Origin of the sequence: Marinomonas fungiae (genome assembly GCF_001418205.1) — a bacterium.
Lineage (GTDB): Bacteria > Pseudomonadota > Gammaproteobacteria > Pseudomonadales > Marinomonadaceae > Marinomonas > Marinomonas fungiae.
In genome coordinates this window covers 42,530-61,191 of record NZ_LIQF01000002.1, presented here as the reverse complement: position 1 = coordinate 61,191, position 18,662 = coordinate 42,530, and the positions used below count along the sequence as shown (strand labels likewise).

General features: G+C 46.8%; 21 protein-coding genes. 9 read left to right on the top strand and 12 right to left on the bottom strand.

The features are described 5' to 3' along the window. Positions 1-15: 15 nt before the first annotated feature. From trmB to ASC49_RS02785, 5 genes are all read right to left on the bottom strand, one after another. Entirely contained in the window at positions 16-729 is a 714-nt protein-coding gene (gene trmB / locus ASC49_RS02805; RefSeq protein ID WP_055461699.1) for a tRNA (guanosine(46)-N7)-methyltransferase TrmB, read from the bottom strand. A gap of 64 nt (positions 730-793) precedes the next feature. Next, positions 794-1,189, bottom strand: coding sequence for a DUF423 domain-containing protein (locus ASC49_RS02800; RefSeq protein ID WP_055461698.1), 396 nt, complete (start codon positions 1,187-1,189; stop codon positions 794-796). A 14-nt stretch (positions 1,190-1,203) separates the two neighbouring features. Then, positions 1,204-2,193 carry a WD40 repeat domain-containing protein gene (locus tag ASC49_RS02795; protein ID WP_055461697.1) on the bottom strand — a complete coding sequence of 330 codons (990 nt, stop codon included), beginning with the start codon at positions 2,191-2,193 and terminating at the stop codon, positions 1,204-1,206. Continuing rightward, positions 2,165-2,635 (bottom strand): Rsd/AlgQ family anti-sigma factor, encoded by a 471-nt coding sequence (locus ASC49_RS02790; RefSeq protein WP_055461696.1) that lies wholly within the window; start codon positions 2,633-2,635, stop codon positions 2,165-2,167. Before ASC49_RS02790 ends, ASC49_RS02795 begins: the two co-directional genes overlap by 29 nt. Positions 2,636-2,829: 194 nt before the next feature. Next, entirely contained in the window at positions 2,830-3,321 is a 492-nt protein-coding gene (locus ASC49_RS02785) for a disulfide bond formation protein B (RefSeq protein WP_055461695.1), read from the bottom strand. A gap of 144 nt (positions 3,322-3,465) precedes the next feature. Here ASC49_RS02785 and ASC49_RS02780 point away from each other — a divergent pair, with 144 nt between their 5' ends. Next, a complete protein-coding gene (locus ASC49_RS02780) occupies positions 3,466-3,891 on the top strand; it encodes a flagellar basal body-associated FliL family protein (protein WP_055461694.1) in 426 nt (141 codons plus the stop codon). 100 nt (positions 3,892-3,991) lie between these two features. Here the strand turns inward: ASC49_RS02780 and ASC49_RS02775 are convergent, their stop codons facing one another. The 4 genes from ASC49_RS02775 to ASC49_RS02760 form a co-directional block, all read right to left on the bottom strand. Continuing rightward, a complete protein-coding gene (locus ASC49_RS02775) occupies positions 3,992-4,276 on the bottom strand; it encodes an oxidative damage protection protein (protein WP_055461693.1) in 285 nt (94 codons plus the stop codon). Between the two features lie 65 nt (positions 4,277-4,341). After that, positions 4,342-5,496, bottom strand: coding sequence for a chromate efflux transporter (gene chrA, locus ASC49_RS02770; protein ID WP_055461692.1), 1,155 nt, complete (start codon positions 5,494-5,496; stop codon positions 4,342-4,344). 38 nt (positions 5,497-5,534) lie between these two features. Beyond that, positions 5,535-6,599 (bottom strand): A/G-specific adenine glycosylase, encoded by a 1,065-nt coding sequence (gene mutY / locus ASC49_RS02765; protein WP_055461691.1) that lies wholly within the window; start codon positions 6,597-6,599, stop codon positions 5,535-5,537. A 9-nt stretch (positions 6,600-6,608) separates the two neighbouring features. Further along, positions 6,609-8,849: an AsmA family protein gene (locus ASC49_RS02760; protein WP_055461690.1), complete on the bottom strand. Its 2,241-nt coding sequence runs from the start codon at positions 8,847-8,849 to the stop codon at positions 6,609-6,611. Between the two features lie 185 nt (positions 8,850-9,034). Here ASC49_RS02760 and hisB point away from each other — a divergent pair, with 185 nt between their 5' ends. The 3 genes from hisB to hisF are packed head-to-tail and all read left to right on the top strand — an operon-like array spanning position 9,035 to position 11,102. Further along, a complete protein-coding gene (gene hisB, locus ASC49_RS02755; protein WP_055461689.1) occupies positions 9,035-9,628 on the top strand; it encodes an imidazoleglycerol-phosphate dehydratase HisB in 594 nt (197 codons plus the stop codon). A gap of 16 nt (positions 9,629-9,644) precedes the next feature. Continuing rightward, positions 9,645-10,307 (top strand): imidazole glycerol phosphate synthase subunit HisH, encoded by a 663-nt coding sequence (gene hisH, locus ASC49_RS02750; protein ID WP_055461688.1) that lies wholly within the window; start codon positions 9,645-9,647, stop codon positions 10,305-10,307. Positions 10,308-10,328: 21 nt separating this feature from the next. Next, positions 10,329-11,102: an imidazole glycerol phosphate synthase subunit HisF gene (hisF, locus tag ASC49_RS02745; RefSeq protein ID WP_055461687.1), complete on the top strand. Its 774-nt coding sequence runs from the start codon at positions 10,329-10,331 to the stop codon at positions 11,100-11,102. A gap of 77 nt (positions 11,103-11,179) precedes the next feature. Here hisF and ASC49_RS02740 read toward each other — a convergent pair whose 3' ends face one another. Together ASC49_RS02740 and ASC49_RS02735 are read right to left on the bottom strand one after the other, a co-directional pair. Then, positions 11,180-11,767, bottom strand: coding sequence for an SCO family protein (locus tag ASC49_RS02740; protein ID WP_245624620.1), 588 nt, complete (start codon positions 11,765-11,767; stop codon positions 11,180-11,182). Positions 11,768-11,775: 8 nt separating this feature from the next. Next, positions 11,776-12,219 carry a hypothetical protein gene (locus tag ASC49_RS02735; RefSeq protein WP_055461685.1) on the bottom strand — a complete coding sequence of 148 codons (444 nt, stop codon included), beginning with the start codon at positions 12,217-12,219 and terminating at the stop codon, positions 11,776-11,778. A 152-nt stretch (positions 12,220-12,371) separates the two neighbouring features. Here ASC49_RS02735 and gshA point away from each other — a divergent pair, with 152 nt between their 5' ends. Beyond that, a complete protein-coding gene (gene gshA, locus ASC49_RS02730; protein WP_245624619.1) occupies positions 12,372-13,967 on the top strand; it encodes a glutamate--cysteine ligase in 1,596 nt (531 codons plus the stop codon). 67 nt (positions 13,968-14,034) lie between these two features. On the opposite strand, the gene yihA is transcribed toward gshA, so the two are convergent. Beyond that, on the bottom strand, positions 14,035-14,673 hold the full coding sequence (yihA, locus tag ASC49_RS02725) for a ribosome biogenesis GTP-binding protein YihA/YsxC (protein WP_055461684.1): 639 nt from the start codon (positions 14,671-14,673) through the stop codon (positions 14,035-14,037). A 197-nt stretch (positions 14,674-14,870) separates the two neighbouring features. On the opposite strand from yihA, the gene ASC49_RS02720 reads away from it, so the two are divergent. The 4 genes from ASC49_RS02720 to ubiE all read left to right on the top strand — a co-directional run bounded on the left by ASC49_RS02720 (position 14,871) and on the right by ubiE (position 18,662). Then, on the top strand, positions 14,871-15,473 hold the full coding sequence (locus ASC49_RS02720) for a c-type cytochrome (protein ID WP_055461683.1): 603 nt from the start codon (positions 14,871-14,873) through the stop codon (positions 15,471-15,473). 163 nt (positions 15,474-15,636) lie between these two features. Next, on the top strand, positions 15,637-16,266 hold the full coding sequence (locus tag ASC49_RS02715) for a thiol:disulfide interchange protein DsbA/DsbL (RefSeq protein ID WP_055461682.1): 630 nt from the start codon (positions 15,637-15,639) through the stop codon (positions 16,264-16,266). Positions 16,267-16,286: 20 nt separating this feature from the next. After that, a complete protein-coding gene (locus ASC49_RS02710) occupies positions 16,287-17,810 on the top strand; it encodes a GGDEF domain-containing protein (RefSeq protein WP_055461681.1) in 1,524 nt (507 codons plus the stop codon). Between the two features lie 99 nt (positions 17,811-17,909). Continuing rightward, positions 17,910-18,662: a bifunctional demethylmenaquinone methyltransferase/2-methoxy-6-polyprenyl-1,4-benzoquinol methylase UbiE gene (ubiE, locus tag ASC49_RS02705; protein WP_055461680.1), complete on the top strand. Its 753-nt coding sequence runs from the start codon at positions 17,910-17,912 to the stop codon at positions 18,660-18,662.

Genomic DNA, 18,662 nt, shown 5'->3' with positions numbered 1-18,662 from the left:
TTAATTAAGCGGGTTTTATTGACTTACTTTAGTGTAAATCAGATCCCAAACCCCATGCCCTAAACGCTCACCGCGCTGTTCAAACTTGGTTAATGGACGCCACTCTGGACGTGGATGGTAATTACCTTTTCCAGCCGCATTTTCGTAGTTTTCTTGCACTTCCATTACTTCCATCATGTGCTCTGCATAGGGTTCCCAGTCGGTCGCCATATGGAAGCTGCCACCCGCTTTCAGTACGTTCGCTACCTGCTGAGCAAACAACGGCTGTACGATACGGCGCTTATTGTGCTTTTTCTTATGCCAAGGATCTGGAAAGAATAATTGGAAGGTAGAAGCTTGTCCCTGCGGTAAGCAATCGGCCATTACTTCAATCGCATCGTGGCAGTAAACACGAATGTTTTTAATGCCCGCTTCTTGTGCCAACATCATCAACTTGGCCACACCTGGCGGATGAACTTCAATACCGATGAAGTCTTTTTCCGGAGCATTTTTGGCCATTTCAACCAAGGACGCGCCCATACCAAAGCCTACTTCAAGCACCACCTCAGCAGTGCGTCCAAACACTTCTTCGTAGGAAATTCGGCCATCAGCAACTTCCAAACCATATACGTCCCAGTTGGCGTCGTAGGCTTTCTGTTGGCCTTCTGTCATACGACCACCTCGTACGACGAAGCTGCGGATTCGGCGATGTTTCACGTCTGGATTTATTGGGTTTTGTTCGTCTTGCATGGAGTTGCCAGTCTCAAATTCAAAATTAGGCGCGTATGGTACTAAAATCGAATAAAAATGTCTGTTAATTCACCACATTCTTAGAGCTTTGCAAAAAGCTTTTCAGCATCATCAACCAGCCAGCCAAATACAAAACACCGCCAATCGGTGTCACTGCACCCAGTACACGAATATCGGTCATCGTCATCACCGCCAATGAGCCCGCAAACAATAGATTACCAAACGTAAATAATCGTGCAGACCAAAGAAATTTGACGCTGATCGAGGCCAGCAGAACGGCCAAAACACTTCCGAGACTGTGGTACATCAGATATTGGCAAGCGGTTTGCCACCATTCTAGATTTTGCGCCGCCACCATATGTTTTAAACCGTGAGCACCAAATGCCCCCGCAGCCACAGAGATAAATGCTTGAAGGCAGGCAATTGCGCCCCAGCGTCGTTGTATTGAAGAAAAGTGCATAGTGAAATCAAGACTTATTGAAAGACATTCAAGTAACCATTGCTGCCAATGGCGTAGTAGGTATTGCCAGCACCGAAAGCTAACGCTAAGACTGCAGCACCAGTAGGCCGTAGCGTATCCTTAAGATGCATGTCCCAAGAACGCGTGACATTACCACTCATTACTTCGACAAGATTTACTCTACGATTCTGCTGTCCTAGCAACAGCAAGCGATTGGAGTTAGAAAAGACGGCTTGGCTAATGGTGACATTGCGCGACTGCAATGCCCCAGTATCAATACGACTGACTTCGGCGCCAGTTAAGCTAGACCACACTTTAGCATCCCCCAATTGCGCCGCTGCAAACACATAGGCGCCATCATTAGAGAGTTTGACGGTTGAGACATTATTATCCAGCTGCCAGCGCTGTTTGATTTCGCCAGTGTTTAAATCCCAAAGAATCACTTGGTACAAATCATCGCCAGTCAAACCATATCGGCCATCAGGAGTGACATCTACAGAGCGCACAATCGCACCTGTGCGCAAGGTTTGGCGGATACCGCCATTCTTGATATCAAAATAACGTGCGGTTTGATCATCCATACCCACTAAGGCAAAGTCGCCATTGCGAGTCAGTTTGAGAGATTTGACATCACCGGGGGTATTCCAAAACCCGAGTGACTGACCCGTTATGGTACTCCAAAGCACCATGGTACGAGCGCCACCCGTAGCAGCAAAGTCACCACTAGGGTCGATATCGACTGCAATCAGAGGCGTTGCTTCGCCCGCTGCGTGATTCCAGTTATAGAGCCTCTGTGACGGTGTATTCTTCCAAAAACTGCCGCCATGCTGGATCGAGCCAATCAGAGATCCCGAGCCATTATCACTTAATGCCGCCGAATATAACCCTTGCACCGCCATCGGGCTGGTCGTCACTGGGTCGTCAGCCGAACACGCATTTAGCAGGGCAATGGATGCCACTGCTAATATTAAACGGCTAAGCACTTTGCTCGCTGTGAGCCTCATGCAGTTCCTCAATGAGCTGATCCTCATAGGCAAATCGTTCTTCCATTAAGACGCCTAGTGCCTGCAATGCAAATGGTAGATCGGTGAGTTGCTTATTACAGTGCTCTTTGGAGTCATACTTATCATTGAATTCCAACACAATACTAGTATTGGTAGACAGCTCAGGCATCAGCTTGTGTAGACATGCCAACGCGCTATCATCATGAAACTCTTTCGCTTCGAGCGCTAATTGCTCATAAACTTCAAAATGCCCAGTAGATACATAATCAACTAGCATTTCACAAAATACCTGTACTTTTGGAGTGTCCGTAGGTGTGTATTCACCAACCTCACGTAAGGCAACAAAGGCTTCCACTAATGCCTTACGATGCTTTAACCAGCGGTCAATGATTTCATGAACCCCACCCCATCGCTCTTGCGCAGTTTTACAACGTTCTAACATGACATGTCTCCTGACTACGTTCTTCTTTTGATGGTGGTCAGTGCGTTAATGCGCACCCATTCAATCCGTGTGTACTTGCTTTACCCGTGTTATACATTTTTAGCATATTCCGATCTAACGGCCCCTGCAAGACAGAGGTAAGAAGCTTTTGTTAACAACTACAACCTTTGTGTAACCAACATCAAAAGGGCTTGTCATTTAGTTTTCAAAGCAATGGCCAGATTCACTACAGCCATAACAACAAACGCCACTAACGTCCACCCCGGAATGCTCAGACCAAGGAAAGTCCACAACACATCGCCGCACTCCCCCGTCCCCATAATCATGGCCTGCATGATTTCCTGCCACGGGAACACTTCAAACATGTAGCTTAAACCAGGTAAACATGCTGGCAGCTCATCCATAGGCAGGCTTTGCAAATATAGATGTCGTATTGCTAAGCCCGCCCCTAGCAAAGATAAAACAATGATTGGCCAAGCCAATTTGCGATGCCAAGAAACTTGTCGCCCACATGCAGAGATAAGCGACACGACCCCGATCAAGAAGAACGCAATGCGTTGCAGCATGCATAATGGACAAGGCTCTAAGCCCATTTGATATTCCATGTAAAACGCCACGCCTAACAACGCGAACGCTACAAAAGCAACAACGAGGTGGAAACGACGAGCGGTAAACAGCGCAACCATAGAGAAAAGATCCTTTTATCGATACTTAACAGTGACCAGTGAAAATCTAGACAGTAGAATAAAGAGAAAGTGCAACGAACTACTGCATCGATACTTGTTGCAAAGTAGTATAACGAGTAATGACGTGAATTCGAGAGAGGAACTATGAAGCACATCACGCAGCTAGGCAAGCAGCGCTTATTAATCGTGTTAACCTGTTTAATGGCCTTTTTGGCCCATCCTGCGTTTGCTGAAGACGAAGCCGCCCCAGTGGTGCCAAGTTATATTGAGTTAACTCCTGATTTTATAGTGAACTACAACGCTTCAGGTCCACGTTTACACTACATAAAAACCAAAATCAGCTTACGTACAGATAGCGCTCGCGAAGGTATTATTTTAGCGAACATGCCTCTAATCCGTGATGCAGTGGTGATGTTCTTAAGCGCTCGAACTCAAGAGCAAGTTACCGGAGCGATTGCTCGTGAGCAAACCCGTGAAGAAGCCAAAGTCGCTATTAACTCGGCACTCAAAGAAGAGACTGGCACCGAGCCTGTCATGGATGTGTTATTTGCCAGTTTCGTGACGCAGTAACTTACTCATACGAACCCGATTAGATCGGGGAGAATTCAAAAAAACGCCGCTAGCATACAACCTGCTAGCGGCGTTTTTTTATCTAGATTAGAGCTGTTGCTTAAAGCTCTTGAATATCGTTTGGATCGACATAGCCCTGCAGGCGATCCGTTTCTTCATTGTTGAAGAATTTATCCATTTGCTCTAACAGGTATTTACGTGTGTCAGGTTGCATCAAATTCAGATGCTTCTCATTGATAATCATAGTTTGTAGCGCCTGCCACTCTTGCCACGCTTGCTTGGAAACGTTCTCTAGGATTTCTTGCCCTTTCGCACCAGGAAGAGGTGCGCGCTCTAAGCCTTCCATCTCTTTCTGGAATTTTTTACAGAATACAGTGTTCGCCATGCTGATCTCTCAATAATTCGTTCGTATAGGTTCTTTATGGCGCCAACGTTACAGGTTTCAAGCCATTAGAACAACGCAGTCACCAAACCACCTAGCACAAATACAGCAACTAGTTGCCAAATTGCCGGTTTCTGCCAACGTAACCAAACAAACGCTACAACCACGATAAGCGCTTGCCATACACTCCCCACACTACTGGGTAAAATAGGGAACAACAAAGTGGCGATTAATAAGCCCACTACCGCAGCATTAATGGCGGCTACGGCACCTTGTAAACGTGAATAATGTGACAGACCTTGCCAGAAATGCTGTCCCACCAACATTAACAATAAGCCGGGTAAAAAGATCGCCAAGGTCGCCAACAACGCCCAAGCCAGCATTTGTCCGTCTGGTGCTGAGACTGCTCCGAGATAGCTCGCTAAGGTAAACATTGGACCGGGGACTGCCTGTGCTGCCGCGTAACCTGTTAAAAGATTTGTTGTCGACACCAAGTCAGCTAACTGCTCAGACATCAGCGGCAATACTACATGACCACCACCAAACACTAGACTGCCTGCTTGAAAAAGCTCCGCTGCTAGAGCAAGCCAACCACTGCCATGAATCAGCGCAGTGACGATAAACAATATGCTGAAAAGGCCTAACGCTAGATAAGCAACCTTTGCAGACATTCGTCCCGTAAACACTTTGCCCTGAGTCTCGCCCAACCATAGCGCACCAGCGACACCGGCTAAGATAATCAGCAGCAAACTACCTAAACCCAATGGCCAAAGCAGCATAAAAAGCATACTAAGGATCGCAATCAGGCGAGTACGGTAGGATTGGCAAAAAGAACTCCCCATGCCCCAGATTGCATCCAGAATGACCACTACCGCCATCAGTTTTAATGCGCCCAGAATCCCAATAAAAGCACTGTATTCAGAAAACTGGCTGCCCAACGTGGCAAACACACACATCAAAACAACGGACGGTAAGGTAAACCCGATAAACGCCGCAATAGCACCGACAATACCGCCACGATGGTACCCTAAAGCGAAGCCAACTTGGCTAGACCCAGGGCCAGGCATAATCTGACTGAGCGCAACCCACTGAGCGTATTCTGTTTCCGATGCCCACCCTAAACGCTCTACGAACTCTTTTCTAAAGTAGCCAATATGCGCTGCGGGGCCACCAAAGCTGGTACAACCTAATAACAGAAACTTCCAGAAAATCGTCAGAAACATACGCCTATCCTTTACTCTTCGATCATCCGTTCAAGGGCTTAGATCAACTGCCGTCTTTCTTCATGGGTTTCCAGCAAAGTACGTACCGGAGCAGGAAGACCAAGTGCCAAAGCTTTTTCCATCTCAAACCACTGATACTTAGTTTGCTCCGCTACCACAGGAGTGCTCACAACCGCTAATTCAGACGGCAATATGTCCAAATGATAGTGACTAAAGGTATGACGAAACGGTGACAGGCTAATGACATGGTTTACATTGACACCTAAACGCTGCTCCGCGGCCTGCACGATATCCTCTTCTTGCGCCACTTCCGGTAAGCTCCACAAGCCCCCCCAGATACCTGTCGCTGGACGTTTTTCCAACAACACCCGATTGCCTTCGCGTAGCACAAGCATTTGCGTCGCTTTAACTGGCTTCGCAGCTTGCTTAGGTTTTGACTTTGGAAACTCCGTTGGCGTGCCGGTTGCAAACCCTTCACAATCTGCTTGCAGTGGGCACTCACCACAACGTGGCTTGGAGCGAGTACAGAGGGTCGCCCCTAAGTCCATCATTGCTTGCGTGTAATCACCACAGCGTTCCTGTGGCATATAAGTTTCCGCCAGCTCCCACATCGCCGCCTCGGTTTTACGCTCACCAGGCCAAGTGGGCACCGCATGATAGCGTGCGAGAACTCGTTTGACATTGCCATCTAAAATTGCCAAAGATTCATTGCGAGAAATTGATAAGATCGCTGCGGCTGTGGAACGACCAATACCGGGCAATTCACAGACACCTTCTTGGCTTAGGGGAAACTCCCCTTGCCAATCGTCCACCAGTTTCTGTGCTGCTTTATGCATATTACGAGCACGGGCGTAATACCCTAAACCACTCCAATGGGACAACACGTCGTCTTGCGGTGCATTGGCGAGAGCAAACACATCCGGAAAGGACTGCATAAAGCGCTCATAGTAGGGAATAACAGTCGTCACTTGGGTCTGCTGTAACATGATTTCAGAGATCCAAACACGATAAGGGGTTTTGTTTTGCTGCCAAGGTAGGTGTTTGCGCCCGTGCTGGTCAAACCAATCCAGCACACGGGGCGCAAAGTTTTGTTTCGGGATCATTTACTGCCGTTAATTAAATATATTATTGAGTTTGCTTTTAAGCTTGTCCTGTAGCTCCTGCTTCGCCTCGTCCTTCTTCTCCTCTAAACGCGCTTTTTCTGCGTCCAGTTTTTCTTGAGCACGAGCTTTCTCCGCATCAAGTTTTTCCTGTGCACGGGCTTTTTCTGCATCCAGCTTAGCTTGGGCCGCGGCTTTCGCTTGGTCTAGCTCTTTGTCTGCAAAGGCCTTCACAAAGCCTTTGACATCTGGTCGACATAAGCCTGCCGCATCATCCATGAAATTCCCCTTACAGACAATTGGGAACTGCACATTCGCCACATCTTCATTCACTGCACAGCTTGCATCTAAGCCACTGCCCACTAAAGACACATAGGTTTTGTAGTCCAGACTATTGGTCGGTAATGAGATCACACCATCACCGGTGACGCCTAAGGTAAGCGACTGCATTCGCAAACCAGGTGTGGACACTTGCCCATTAACAATTTTCGCCGGAATACGCATGGTCTCAAACGGAGTGTCCGCGTGGAACGCCGCTTCATTCAGCGTCTCAGTACGCATTAATGCGATCCCCTTACAAACCATTTTGGTGTAGTTAGTGCCGATCAAAGCGCCATCTTTAATGTTCACTAACAGGTCACCGTTTAGGTTGGCAATCAGGTCATCGATACGGTTACCACGAGTACTTAGATCACCCGTTAGGTTGGTGGCACCACGAATTTTTTCCAGCGCCATAAAGTCTTTCATCAATGGCAAAATCTCAACGCTGTCGATACTTGGCGAGACATTGATGCGGGGTGTACTGCCCGTCACATCTAATTGTGCCTGAAGCTTGGCAACACCGTCATACAAGGTCACTTGCGCTGGTGCGATACGCACTTTGCCGTTGGTCTGAGTGGAATCCAACTCAACTTTATCCAGCTGTAGGTTCTTCACTTTAACATTATCAAAGGCAATGCCCACATGACCGTTCAAGGAGCGAACCAAGTCTACGGGGATCAAATCTTGCGCCGCCGCATTCGCTTGCTGTGCGCTAGATCCCGAGCTTGCTGTAGAGTTACTTGCTGCCGTTTCTGAAACAGGCGGCAAGTAACGGTCCACATCGAGATTCTTACCCGCAATTTCGATGTCCCAGTTAAGCGGAGATAGATTCAACAAAGCATTGGCTTCGATAGAAGTATCATCAAAGTTAATCGAAATCGGCTGAGCTTTGATGCTATCCGTTGAGCCTTCCGCAGCAATATTTAAACTGGCTTTTTGCAAGACCGAATCATCCGCCATCTCAGGCAATGCTATGTTAAGTTTCGACATCACTTCTTTTGGAGAGAACTCAGCCACATCCAACACAGCATTAAATTCTGGCGCACTTAGCACTTGAAAAGCATTGATCTGGCCTTTGATATTCATGCCTAAGGTATTGATACTCAAACCTTCAAGGGATGCATTTTCCTGTGGCAAATCAAAGTCTAGTTGCGCCACATTCATCTTCATACTCAAAGGTGATGCTGGTAACGACGCCCCACTAACGGAAGCATTAAGCGCTAAATTTGCTAAGGATGCACTTTGACGCTCAGCAAATAGCGTAAAGTCTGCGCCAAAATCCACATCGGCCGTCATCGGGTTAGAACCATCTAGATTCGACTGGGTAATTTTGGCATCCAGTTTCATCGGCCAAGCTTCGTCTAAGCGTACGTCATTGAATGTGACATTAGAGACCACATCGGAGCGCATACCAGTTCGCTCATCTTCATAAATAATGTGCGCATTCACTAACGCTAATTCATCTAAAGCAATGTCTGGGATGGTAAAGCTATTATCACCACCAGTTTCAGTGGCAGGCGCTTCAGAGGTCGTTGTCGTACCAGCGGTTTGAACTTGCCAATTAGGTTGGCCGTTTTTATCCACTTTCAAATTAGCCTTTAGATCCACTAAGCGCACGGTATCCACCGCGATGCGTTGTTGAAACAGGGGCATCAACTGCACCCCAAACTCCGCTTTAGAGAAACTCATTAGCTCAGGATCTGAGCCTAATGCAACACCAAAGTTCTCTAGGCTTAAACCGATTTGCGGATAAATCGACCAGGCAATATCGCCATCCATTCGCAAGGTGACATTGGCTTTCTCCTTGGCAATTTTTTGTAGTTCACCCTTGAACTGATTAGGATCGACAAACACCACAACATAAATAATGGCGGCTACGATCAGTACTACGAGTGCCGCAAGCAACAAACCTAAACGTTTAACCCAAACCATATTAATTCCCACCCTTTAATAAGAGGATTTGATCACTTATCAAATCATAGCACCTTAATTGCTTTTTTCGATCACGCTAATAGGCATGAAAAGCATAGATGCAAAGCCCTGCACGTTTTATAATGATGTTCATATAACTTATTCACTGGGTTGAAAACCTGATTTTAAAGCGGAGAGCTCCTTACATGTCCAACCGGATTGCAACCGTCGAACGCAATACGCTTGAAACGCAAATTAAAGTGACTGTAAACCTAGATGGCACAGGTAAATTTAACTGCGAAACTGGCGTTCCTTTCCTTGATCACATGCTCGATCAAGTAGCCCGTCATGGCCTTATAGACCTTGATATTCATGCTGTTGGCGACCTTCACATCGACGCGCACCATACGGTTGAAGATTTGGGCATCACCCTTGGCCAAGCATTTGATAAAGCCGTCGGGGATAAGAAAGGTATCCGTCGTTACGGCCACGCTTATGTACCATTGGATGAAGCCCTTTCTCGTGTGGTGATCGACTTTTCTGGCCGTCCAGGACTTGAGATGCATGTGCCTTTCACTCGAGGGTCAGTGGGTGGCTTTGACGTAGATTTATTTTCAGAGTTTTTCCACGGTTTCATTAACCATGCAAAGGTAACTTTACACTTGGATAACCTGCGCGGGAAAAACACTCACCACCAAGCAGAAACCATCTTTAAAGCATTCGGCCGCGCATTGCGTATGGCCTTGGAACTAGATGAGCGCATGGCAGGACAAATGCCATCGACCAAAGGCTGCTTGTAATAGGATCCCCCTACTCATGAGTACACAAACTAAGTCTACCGTTGCTGTCATCGATTACGGTATGGGCAATCTTCACTCTGTTGCCAAAGCCCTTGAGCACGTAGCCGATGAAAACACTGAAATCGTTGTTAGTAGTGACCCTGCCGTGATCGACGCGGCGGATCGCGTACTGTTACCAGGTGTTGGTGCTATTCGCGATTGTATCGCGGAAATGAAAGCCCAAGGCCTAATTCCAGTGATTCAAAAAGCTATGGCGGAAAAGCCATTTTTGGCCATCTGTGTTGGCATTCAGTCCTTGATGGCCCACAGTGAAGAAAACGGCGGTGTGGATTGCTTGAACCACTTTGAAGGCAATGCTTTATTCTTTGGCAATAACCACAAGGATGTCGATGGCACGAAACTTAAAGTGCCACACATGGGTTGGAACCAAGTGAAGCAAACCATGAAGCACCCATTGTGGGAAGGCATTGAAGACGGTGCTCGCTTTTACTTTGTACACAGCTACTACATCGTAGCGAGCAACAAAGAGGAAGTCGCGGGTACTTGTAACTACGGTCACGACTTCTGCGTTGCCTTGGCGCGCGATAACGTATTTGCCGTGCAGTTTCACCCAGAGAAAAGCCACAAAGACGGTTTGCAACTGTACAAAAACTTCATCCATTGGGATGGCAAGCCTTAGTCCGCTGAATAGGAAAGTAAAATGGGATTAGCTAAACGTATTATTCCGTGCCTAGACGTGGACAATGGCCGCGTTGTAAAGGGTGTTCAATTCGTTGATATCCGTGATGCGGGCGACCCAGTTGAAGTGGCAAAACGCTACAACGAACAAGGCGCTGACGAGATCACCTTCTTGGACATCACAGCCAGCTCTGATGACCGTGAGACCACAGTACACATGGTAGAAGCCATTGCAGCAGAGGTGTTTATTCCACTGACTGTTGGTGGTGGCATTCGTACCTGCGAAGACATTCGCCGTATGTTAAACGCAGGCGCGGACAAAGTCAGCATCAACACCGCAGCCATCTTTAATCCAGACTTCGTTCGCGAAGCAGCTGAGCGTTTTGGTTCACAATGTATCGTTGTGGCGATTGATGCGAAAAAAGTCAGTGGCGAAGGTGAGCCTGATCGTTGGGAAATCTTCACCCACGGAGGCCGTAAACCAACGGGCATTGACGCGGTAGAATGGGCGGTAAAAATGGTCGATCTGGGTGCAGGAGAAATTCTACTAACCAGTATGGACCGTGACGGTATGAAAAACGGTTTCGACCTTGGCGTGACTCGCGCTATCAGTGAAGCGGTGCATGTGCCTGTCATCGCTTCCGGTGGCGTCGGTAATCTACAGCACCTAGTTGACGGCGTGACCGAAGGTAAAGCGGACGCAGTCTTGGCAGCGAGTATCTTCCACTTTGGCGAATACTCGATCCAAGAAGCGAAAGAAACCATGCAAGCGGCTGGCATCGAAATGCGCCTATAAACGCACTTTGCTCGCTCGCAAACACAAAAAAGGCCGCTGCTCATTGAATGAACAGCGGCCTTTTTAATGGGCCTGAATTAGTTGGCAGCCAGCAGCTTTTTAATTGCCTCGGCAATCTCTTCTGAAGACGAGTCATGGTACAAATACTGCTTGATTTGGTTGTCTTTACCGATCACATAAAGACGCGCACTATGACTCACGGTGTAGTTTTTGCCATCACCCTCTTCGATACGGTAAAAAGCACCGTACTGACGTACCACGCGATCAACTTCTTCTTTGGTGCCAGTCAGCCCCACAAAACTTGGATCAAAGAAGCTTACGTATTCACTGAGGTGATCAAAGGTATCGCGCTTGGGATCGACACTGACAAAGATAGTTTGCACCTGATTACGTAGCGCTTCTGGCAGTTGCTTCAACCCTACTTTTACATTCGCCAAGGTCAATGGACACACATCTGGACAATGGGTATAACCAAAGAACACTAGCTTAGCTTTACCTTCAAAATCACTCAGCGATACAGGGCCATTCGCACTCGTCAAAGTAAAATCCCCACCGACTTTACCCGGATGGTTATTTGTACCTTCGGCTTTTTTTAAGGCTAGCAAGGTACCTACAATGGCTAAAACCACCAGCATGGCTAATAAAACAACTGGTTTTAATCTCATATTCATTCCTACGGTTGACTCATCATAAATTCATACATCAATATCGACTTAGATCCATCACTGGATTCTAAGATTAAGCGCCACGCCATCTGCTCAGTGGTGCAAATAGGGATACGCAGCTGTCCTTGATATTGGTTACTTCGGTCAGCCGCTTTAAGTGTGACTGGCGTTATCCCCATATACATATCACGACCTTCCAAACGCCCCTGCCAAAAGTCTCCCTGCGCCATTGACTCAGGCAGCGTCAGTGTCAGCATCAGAGCTTTATTGACCACAATGGGCTCAGAAAAGTTTAATATTGCACCAAGATTCTTGTCGCATTTGCCGCTGTCTTGTTCACACTTGGCAATCGGCCCACTCCCCAAATCCGTATTGTGCCAAACGCTATAACCTAATAATGCCAGCAATGCAGCGCCTAAAACGCCGGCAGTCATCCAAGACGATTGTTTCACGTTCAATTCCTAGGCAACCAAATAGATACTCTATGATGCCACAGATGGTTAAATCTGTAATCTTTGCGCAACTGCTTTATGCTTTTCTTGCTGTGCTTCCAACATGCCTTGTACAATCCAAGCATATTTATTTTCCGAATTAGGATGACTCCTTGTTGCGCAATATACATGACGCTCTGACAAAGCTTGATCAGTGCATGATTCAAAGCGGCGACCTTTCCGCTGTTACCTTTCATCGTGGTGTAGAACGCGAGGCGTTACGTGTTTCACGGACGGATGGAAAAATTTCACAAGTCCCTCACCCAAAAGCCTTGGGGTCAGCACTTACTCACCCATCCATCACCACTGACTACTCAGAAGCTTTGATGGAATTCATCACCGGCGTACATGACTCGGTGGAAGGTGTTATTCAAGAATTGCGCGACATTCACTTAATGACTAACCGCGTGTTAGACGATATGGATGAGTGCTTATGGCCAGGCAGTATGCCTTGTGCCTTGAAAGATAATGCCGAGGTTCCGATTGCCTACTACGGGGAGTCTAACTCAGGCAAGCTAAAACGTGTTTACCGCGAGGGCTTGTCGAACCGTTACGGCCGCATTATGCAATGCATCGCCGGTATGCATTACAATTTCTCTTTTAGTGACAGCTTCTGGGCCTTCCTAGCGGATTTTCGTGGTGCCGATATCAGCAACGATAAGGCCTTGCAAGAATTTAAGTCACAACAATACTTTGCTTTGATTCGCAACTTCCGCCGTAAATCTTGGGTTCTGTCGCTGCTATTTGGCGCCTCTCCAGCGATCGATGTAAGTTTCTTACCGAGCAAACCAGACAAGCTTTCTGAGCTAGGCAGTCGTACATGGTTCGGCCCCAGCGCAACGTCATTACGCATGAGTGACATTGGTTATCAGAACAAAGCCCAAGATGGTTTATTCGTTTGCTACAACGAAGTCGACACTTACATCAATACCATCAAAGGCGCATTACGCACCCCGTACCCAGCTTACGAAAAAATCGGTGTTAAAGTAGACGGTGAATACAAGCAGTTAAGCCACAACATTCTACAGATCGAAAACGAGTATTACAGTGATATTCGACCAAAACGCGTTACTCAATCAGGCGAACATCCAAGTGCTGCGCTGCAAAAACGTGGCGTTGAATACATCGAAGTACGTATCATGGACTTAGATCCAACATCACCTATCGGAATGAAGCCTGAAACGCTGTACTTCTTAGATACTTTCTTGATGTGCTGCATGCTGCACAGTGACGATCGTTTAGGTGCAGAGGAATGTCAGCAACTACGCAAAACTCAGCAGGAAATTGCTACCCATGGTCGTGAGTTAGATGACAGTTTTGACTTCGGATTTGGTCCGATTACACTGCGCGAAAAAGCAAACGAGCTGTTAACACACATGCAAGAAATCGCTCAGTTCCTCACAGACCGTACCGGCAACTTTGCTTACACCGACAGTTTGGCGCTACAAAAAGGTAAGTTAGAAAACCTAGAAACACTGCCTGCGGCTCAGGTGATTAAACAATGTGAGCAATATGGCAGCTATCAAGAAGCTATGTTGGCTATTGGCAAAGCACAGCAGCAAGCTTGGCTTGCGCAAGAAGTCAGCCATGAGCTTGAGCAGCAGTACCAAGCTTGGGCAGAGCAATCAATCGCTCAGCAAGCAGACATCGAAGCCAGTGATGAAATGGACTTTGATGCCTTCTTAAGGCATTACATGCAGCCGCAATAAGCGACGAGTTTTCCGCATAAAAAAGGGCCTCTATCAAGAAGCCCTTTTTCGTATCAAAGCCTAAGCCTTACAGATTCACTGGAATCTCATTTGGATTTTCTAGTTCCAACCAGCCAGCTAGCTTAATGCGCAGCTCGTCCACACCATCGCCATTTAAGCCTGAGAATGTCTGCGCCGAGGCTTCCACACCACGTGCTTTCATCTCTTTTTTAACTTTCAACATAGTCGCCTGCGCAGGCCCTCGTTTAAGCTTATCCGACTTGGTCAGTAAAGCATGTACCTTAACATTATTGTTTGCGGCCCATGCCAGCATCATATCATCGAACTCTTTAAGAGGATGGCGAATGTCCATCACTAACACTACGCCCACTAATGAGCGACGGTTCATGAGATAATCTTGCATGTGCGCTTGCCAGTTCTCTTTCATGGCAACAGGTACTTTTGCAAAACCGTAACCAGGTAAGTCAACTAGGCGGCGATCGTCTACATTTAAACCGAAGCAGTTAATTAACTGGGTTCGGCCGGGTGTTTTAGACGTACGTGCCAGCTTACGCTGGTTGGCAAGTGTGTTTAGGGAGGTAGATTTACCTGCGTTTGAACGTCCCGCAAACGCCACTTCAAGACCTTGGTCAAGTGGACATTGGGAAAGCTTTTCAGCACTTTTTATAAAGTAAGCTGATTGAAAAATCGGGTCGAATGGCGTCATAGATTGATATCAGTCAATGAGAAATTGTATCGCGTTATAAGTTTTTGCACAGTTGTATATAATGCGAGCCATTCTGCTTACTGGCTCAATGTGGCTGTGCCCTAATTCATACTGGTAAGCATAACAGAAAACGAAACATCTTTATGCCAGAAATAAGATGTTCATTAACTTCGGCGTAAGCACATCAGAGGCAGCGAATGAAAAAAGTTCTTATCGGTTTGTTAGTAACAGTCGGAGCAACATCCGTTGCGATCGCTGAGGGCAACCCTGAAGCAGGCAAGCCTTTCACCGCAGTATGTAGTGCCTGTCACGGCGCGGATGGCAACAGCCTTGCACCAACGTTTCCTAAACTTGCTGGTCAAAATGAATCTTACCTGCTCAAGCAAATGACGGATATCAAATCTGGCGCACGCCCGGTAGCGCAAATGACAGGTTTATTAGATGGTTTATCTGAACAAAACCTTGCAGATGTTGCAGCCTACTTCGCAAGTCAAAACGTGGTCGTAGGTCAAGCAGATGCAGAACTAGTGGAAGCCGGTAAAAACCTTTACCGCGATGGTAACCCTGCGACAGGCGTACCGGCATGTATGGCGTGCCACGGCCCTGCCGGCAAAGGTTTAAATTCTGCAGGTTTCCCGCAACTTAGTGGCCAGCACGCCAGCTACACTGCCTCGCAGCTGAAGTTATTCCAATCTGGTGAACGCAAAAACGATGCTGCGAAAATCATGCAAAACATCGCGTTTAAGATGAATGAGCGTGAGATTCAGGCCGTTTCTAGCTACATTCAAGGCCTTTACTAGAGTCAACCTTGCGCATTCTTGAAACAAAAGTCCTCCTTTTAGGAGGATTTTTGCTGTATAGGCAATGTAAACTTGCTTCATGACACGAACTTTTGTTGAGTTTAGACATCCTAAAAGGATAATCCCATTGGATGTTATTGAATCACCATTCTAGGAGCATGACATGAAAAAGCTGTTAACAGCATTATTCGTTGCCGTTTTACTACCGATCACCAGTGCATGGGCACAGGATTACAGTGATGGCAATGGCTACACCACCATTAAAAATCCTGTCCGCACAGCAGACCCAAATAAAATCGAAGTCGTTGAAATCTTTTGGTACGGCTGTCCCCACTGTTATGCCCTAGAACCACTAACTCAGGCCTGGAAAAAAGATCTGCCTGATGATGTCGACTTTAAGTACATGCCAGCAGTCTTTGGACGTGGCTGGTTAGCCCATGCAAAAGCGTTTCATGTGGCAGACATTTTAGGTGTTGAAGACAAGCTGCATGCGGATATGTTTAACGCCATCCATCAAGAGCATAAACGCATGACTAGCGAAGAAGAATTGGCGGAGTTTTTCACACACTATGGTGTCTCTGAAGACGAATTTACAAAACAATACAACTCTTTCGCGGTAAATAGCCGACTATCACAAGCTGATGCTAAAATAAGAGCTTACGGCGCACGTGGTGTCCCGGGTTTAATTGTAAATGGCAAATACCTAGTTACCGCTGCCACAGCTGGTAGTAATAATAATATTTATTCGGTGGTAGATTACTTGATTGAACAAGAGCGCCAAGCGAGTAAGTAATAATGATATAGGGTGTATGAATGGATCCGGTTCAGGACAAAACGATTGAAAGTTTACTAAAGACCATCTCTCGCATTAGTATGCTGGCCGAAGGTAACGATCCTGAACTGGATACTACATTACAGTCTATCCGCGGCAACCTTGGTCGTTCGCAAAACGCGGAGGTTGTTCAAGCCAGTCTAAAGACACTGGAACCACTCGTTTTAAAATATGATGAAGATCGTCTAAGCCGCGCACAAACCTTTCGCGCTAAGCTTCTTGAATTGCTGGATGTGGTTGACGATTTACCCACAACACAAATGCCCACCAAAGCCAAGAAGTCGCTCGAAGCAGACATTCGCAAGCATTGGCAAACGTCCTCGAAATGGCCGGAATTGCTCAGCAAGACCATTCAACTGGTAAGTGAAACGCTGAAACAGCAATCGAGTGAAAAAAATAGCTCTTTGCTGGGACGCTTATTCCGTCGCAAAACAGATCGCATGCCGACTCCAGAAAATAATTCTGAAATCATGACCCATGTGAGCCACACCCTCGCTGCGTTGTTGACCAACATCACGCTACCAGACATCTATCGCGACCAGCTGATGGATATTAAACATGCCTTGACCGGCAGTTCTGACATTAACCATTTGCCAGCGCTGCTCGATGAAGTCATTACGCTTATTATGATTGCTGTGGGTAAAACCCAAGAGGATCTGACTCTTTACCTGAATCAACTCAACCAACAGTTGGCTAGCATCAATGATTCTTTATTAGCGAATTACAAAGCTCAGAAATCGATTTCCAGTCATCGCAAGCAATTGGGTGAAACCTTCCAAGATCATGTCAACAACACCAAAAGCGATGTGCATAACGCCACCGATTTGAATTCGTTAAAACAGTTGATTAATGATCGTATGCATACGATTAATGAAGCTATGACACTGTTTCAAAACAGCATGCAAGAGCAGGAAAAGCAGGCCGCCAAGTCAATTACCCAGTTGAAAAATAAAGTGAGTCGTATGGAGCAAGATGCCACACAATTACGCTCCAGCATGCAAGAAAAGATTGCCCAAGCACTGTCTGACTCTTTAACTGGTCTCCCCAATCGCGCCGCTTACCAAGATACAATTTTCCCACTACTGACCTCAGCAGCGCAAAACAAACAGCAGTTGTGTATTGCGGTCTGCGATGTCGATCACTTCAAAGTGATCAATGACACCTGGGGACACTTAACTGGAGACAAAGTGCTTCGTTTAGTGCCCCGTCAAATGCAAACAGCGCTCAAGAAGGATCATTTGCTGTTTCGCTACGGCGGCGAAGAGTTTGTTGTCATTTTTCCGATGACCTCACTCGATCAGGCATTTGAACATTGCCAAAATATTCGTAACGCCGTCGCAAGTACGCCGTTCAACATGAACGGCGAGCCGATTTCGGTCACCATTTCGATTGGTCTTAGTTTGTTCGACGGTAAAGAAAGCCATGACGAGCTCTTTAACCGTGCGGATAAGAACCTCTATCAAGCCAAACAACAAGGCCGGAATAAAGTAATTCGCGACAATTAATATGCTTTATCGTGCAACCGATACATAGTCACGGTTACAATAGCCCATTGCCGATTTTTATTATTCGCCTCCCTAAAGGTGTATTAGGAACGAGATTTTATGCAAGACAAAGAGAACACCACCCATTTTGGTTTCAAACAAATTCCAACCGATCAGAAAGTAGATGCCGTCGCACAGGTTTTCCACTCTGTTGCAGCGAAGTACGACATCATGAATGACTTAATGTCAGGCGGCATTCACCGTCTTTGGAAACGTCACACTATTAGCCAATCCGGCGTTCGTGCGGGCCAAAAGGTTTTGGACATCGCGGGTGGTACCGGTGATTTAACGGCAAAGTTCTCACGCCTTGTGGGTCAATCTGGCCAAGTCATTTTGGCTGACATCAACGACTCTATGTTGAAAGTAGGTCGTGACAAGCTAGCTAACCTAGGGGTTGTCGGAAACGTCCAGTACGTACAAGCCAATGCCGAAGAACTACCATTCCCAGATAACACCTTTGACTGTATTACGATTGCTTTTGGTCTGCGTAACGTTACCGATAAATCCAAAGCCCTCGCATCGATGCAGCGCGTATTAAAGCCTGGCGGCCGTCTATTAGTATTGGAATTCTCCAAACCAGAGACCGAATGTCTGAGTACGATTTACGATCACTACTCTTTCCGTCTTTTGCCGTTTATGGGCAAAGTGATTGCGAATGACGCGGAAAGCTACCGTTACCTAGCCGAGTCCATCCGCATGCACCCAGATCAAGAAACACTAAAAGGCATGATGGAAGAAGTGGGCTTTGAACGCGTCACTTACCAAAATATGACAGGCGGCATCGTCGCCCTACACAAGGGATTTAAGTTTTAG

Coding starts and splice junctions, on each gene's coding strand:
- trmB (WP_055461699.1), bottom strand. CDS start 729: ATGCAAGACGAACAAAACCCAATAAATCCAGACGTGAAACATCGCCGA.
- ASC49_RS02800 (WP_055461698.1), bottom strand. CDS start 1,189: ATGCACTTTTCTTCAATACAACGACGCTGGGGCGCAATTGCCTGCCTT.
- ASC49_RS02795 (WP_055461697.1), bottom strand. CDS start 2,193: ATGAGGCTCACAGCGAGCAAAGTGCTTAGCCGTTTAATATTAGCAGTG.
- ASC49_RS02790 (WP_055461696.1), bottom strand. CDS start 2,635: ATGTTAGAACGTTGTAAAACTGCGCAAGAGCGATGGGGTGGGGTTCAT.
- ASC49_RS02785 (WP_055461695.1), bottom strand. CDS start 3,321: ATGGTTGCGCTGTTTACCGCTCGTCGTTTCCACCTCGTTGTTGCTTTT.
- ASC49_RS02780 (WP_055461694.1), top strand. CDS start 3,466: ATGAAGCACATCACGCAGCTAGGCAAGCAGCGCTTATTAATCGTGTTA.
- ASC49_RS02775 (WP_055461693.1), bottom strand. CDS start 4,276: ATGGCGAACACTGTATTCTGTAAAAAATTCCAGAAAGAGATGGAAGGC.
- chrA (WP_055461692.1), bottom strand. CDS start 5,496: ATGTTTCTGACGATTTTCTGGAAGTTTCTGTTATTAGGTTGTACCAGC.
- mutY (WP_055461691.1), bottom strand. CDS start 6,599: ATGATCCCGAAACAAAACTTTGCGCCCCGTGTGCTGGATTGGTTTGAC.
- ASC49_RS02760 (WP_055461690.1), bottom strand. CDS start 8,849: ATGGTTTGGGTTAAACGTTTAGGTTTGTTGCTTGCGGCACTCGTAGTA.
- hisB (WP_055461689.1), top strand. CDS start 9,035: ATGTCCAACCGGATTGCAACCGTCGAACGCAATACGCTTGAAACGCAA.
- hisH (WP_055461688.1), top strand. CDS start 9,645: ATGAGTACACAAACTAAGTCTACCGTTGCTGTCATCGATTACGGTATG.
- hisF (WP_055461687.1), top strand. CDS start 10,329: ATGGGATTAGCTAAACGTATTATTCCGTGCCTAGACGTGGACAATGGC.
- ASC49_RS02740 (WP_245624620.1), bottom strand. CDS start 11,767: ATGAGATTAAAACCAGTTGTTTTATTAGCCATGCTGGTGGTTTTAGCC.
- yihA (WP_055461684.1), bottom strand. CDS start 14,673: ATGACGCCATTCGACCCGATTTTTCAATCAGCTTACTTTATAAAAAGT.
- ASC49_RS02720 (WP_055461683.1), top strand. CDS start 14,871: ATGAAAAAAGTTCTTATCGGTTTGTTAGTAACAGTCGGAGCAACATCC.
- ASC49_RS02715 (WP_055461682.1), top strand. CDS start 15,637: ATGAAAAAGCTGTTAACAGCATTATTCGTTGCCGTTTTACTACCGATC.
- ASC49_RS02710 (WP_055461681.1), top strand. CDS start 16,287: ATGGATCCGGTTCAGGACAAAACGATTGAAAGTTTACTAAAGACCATC.
- ubiE (WP_055461680.1), top strand. CDS start 17,910: ATGCAAGACAAAGAGAACACCACCCATTTTGGTTTCAAACAAATTCCA.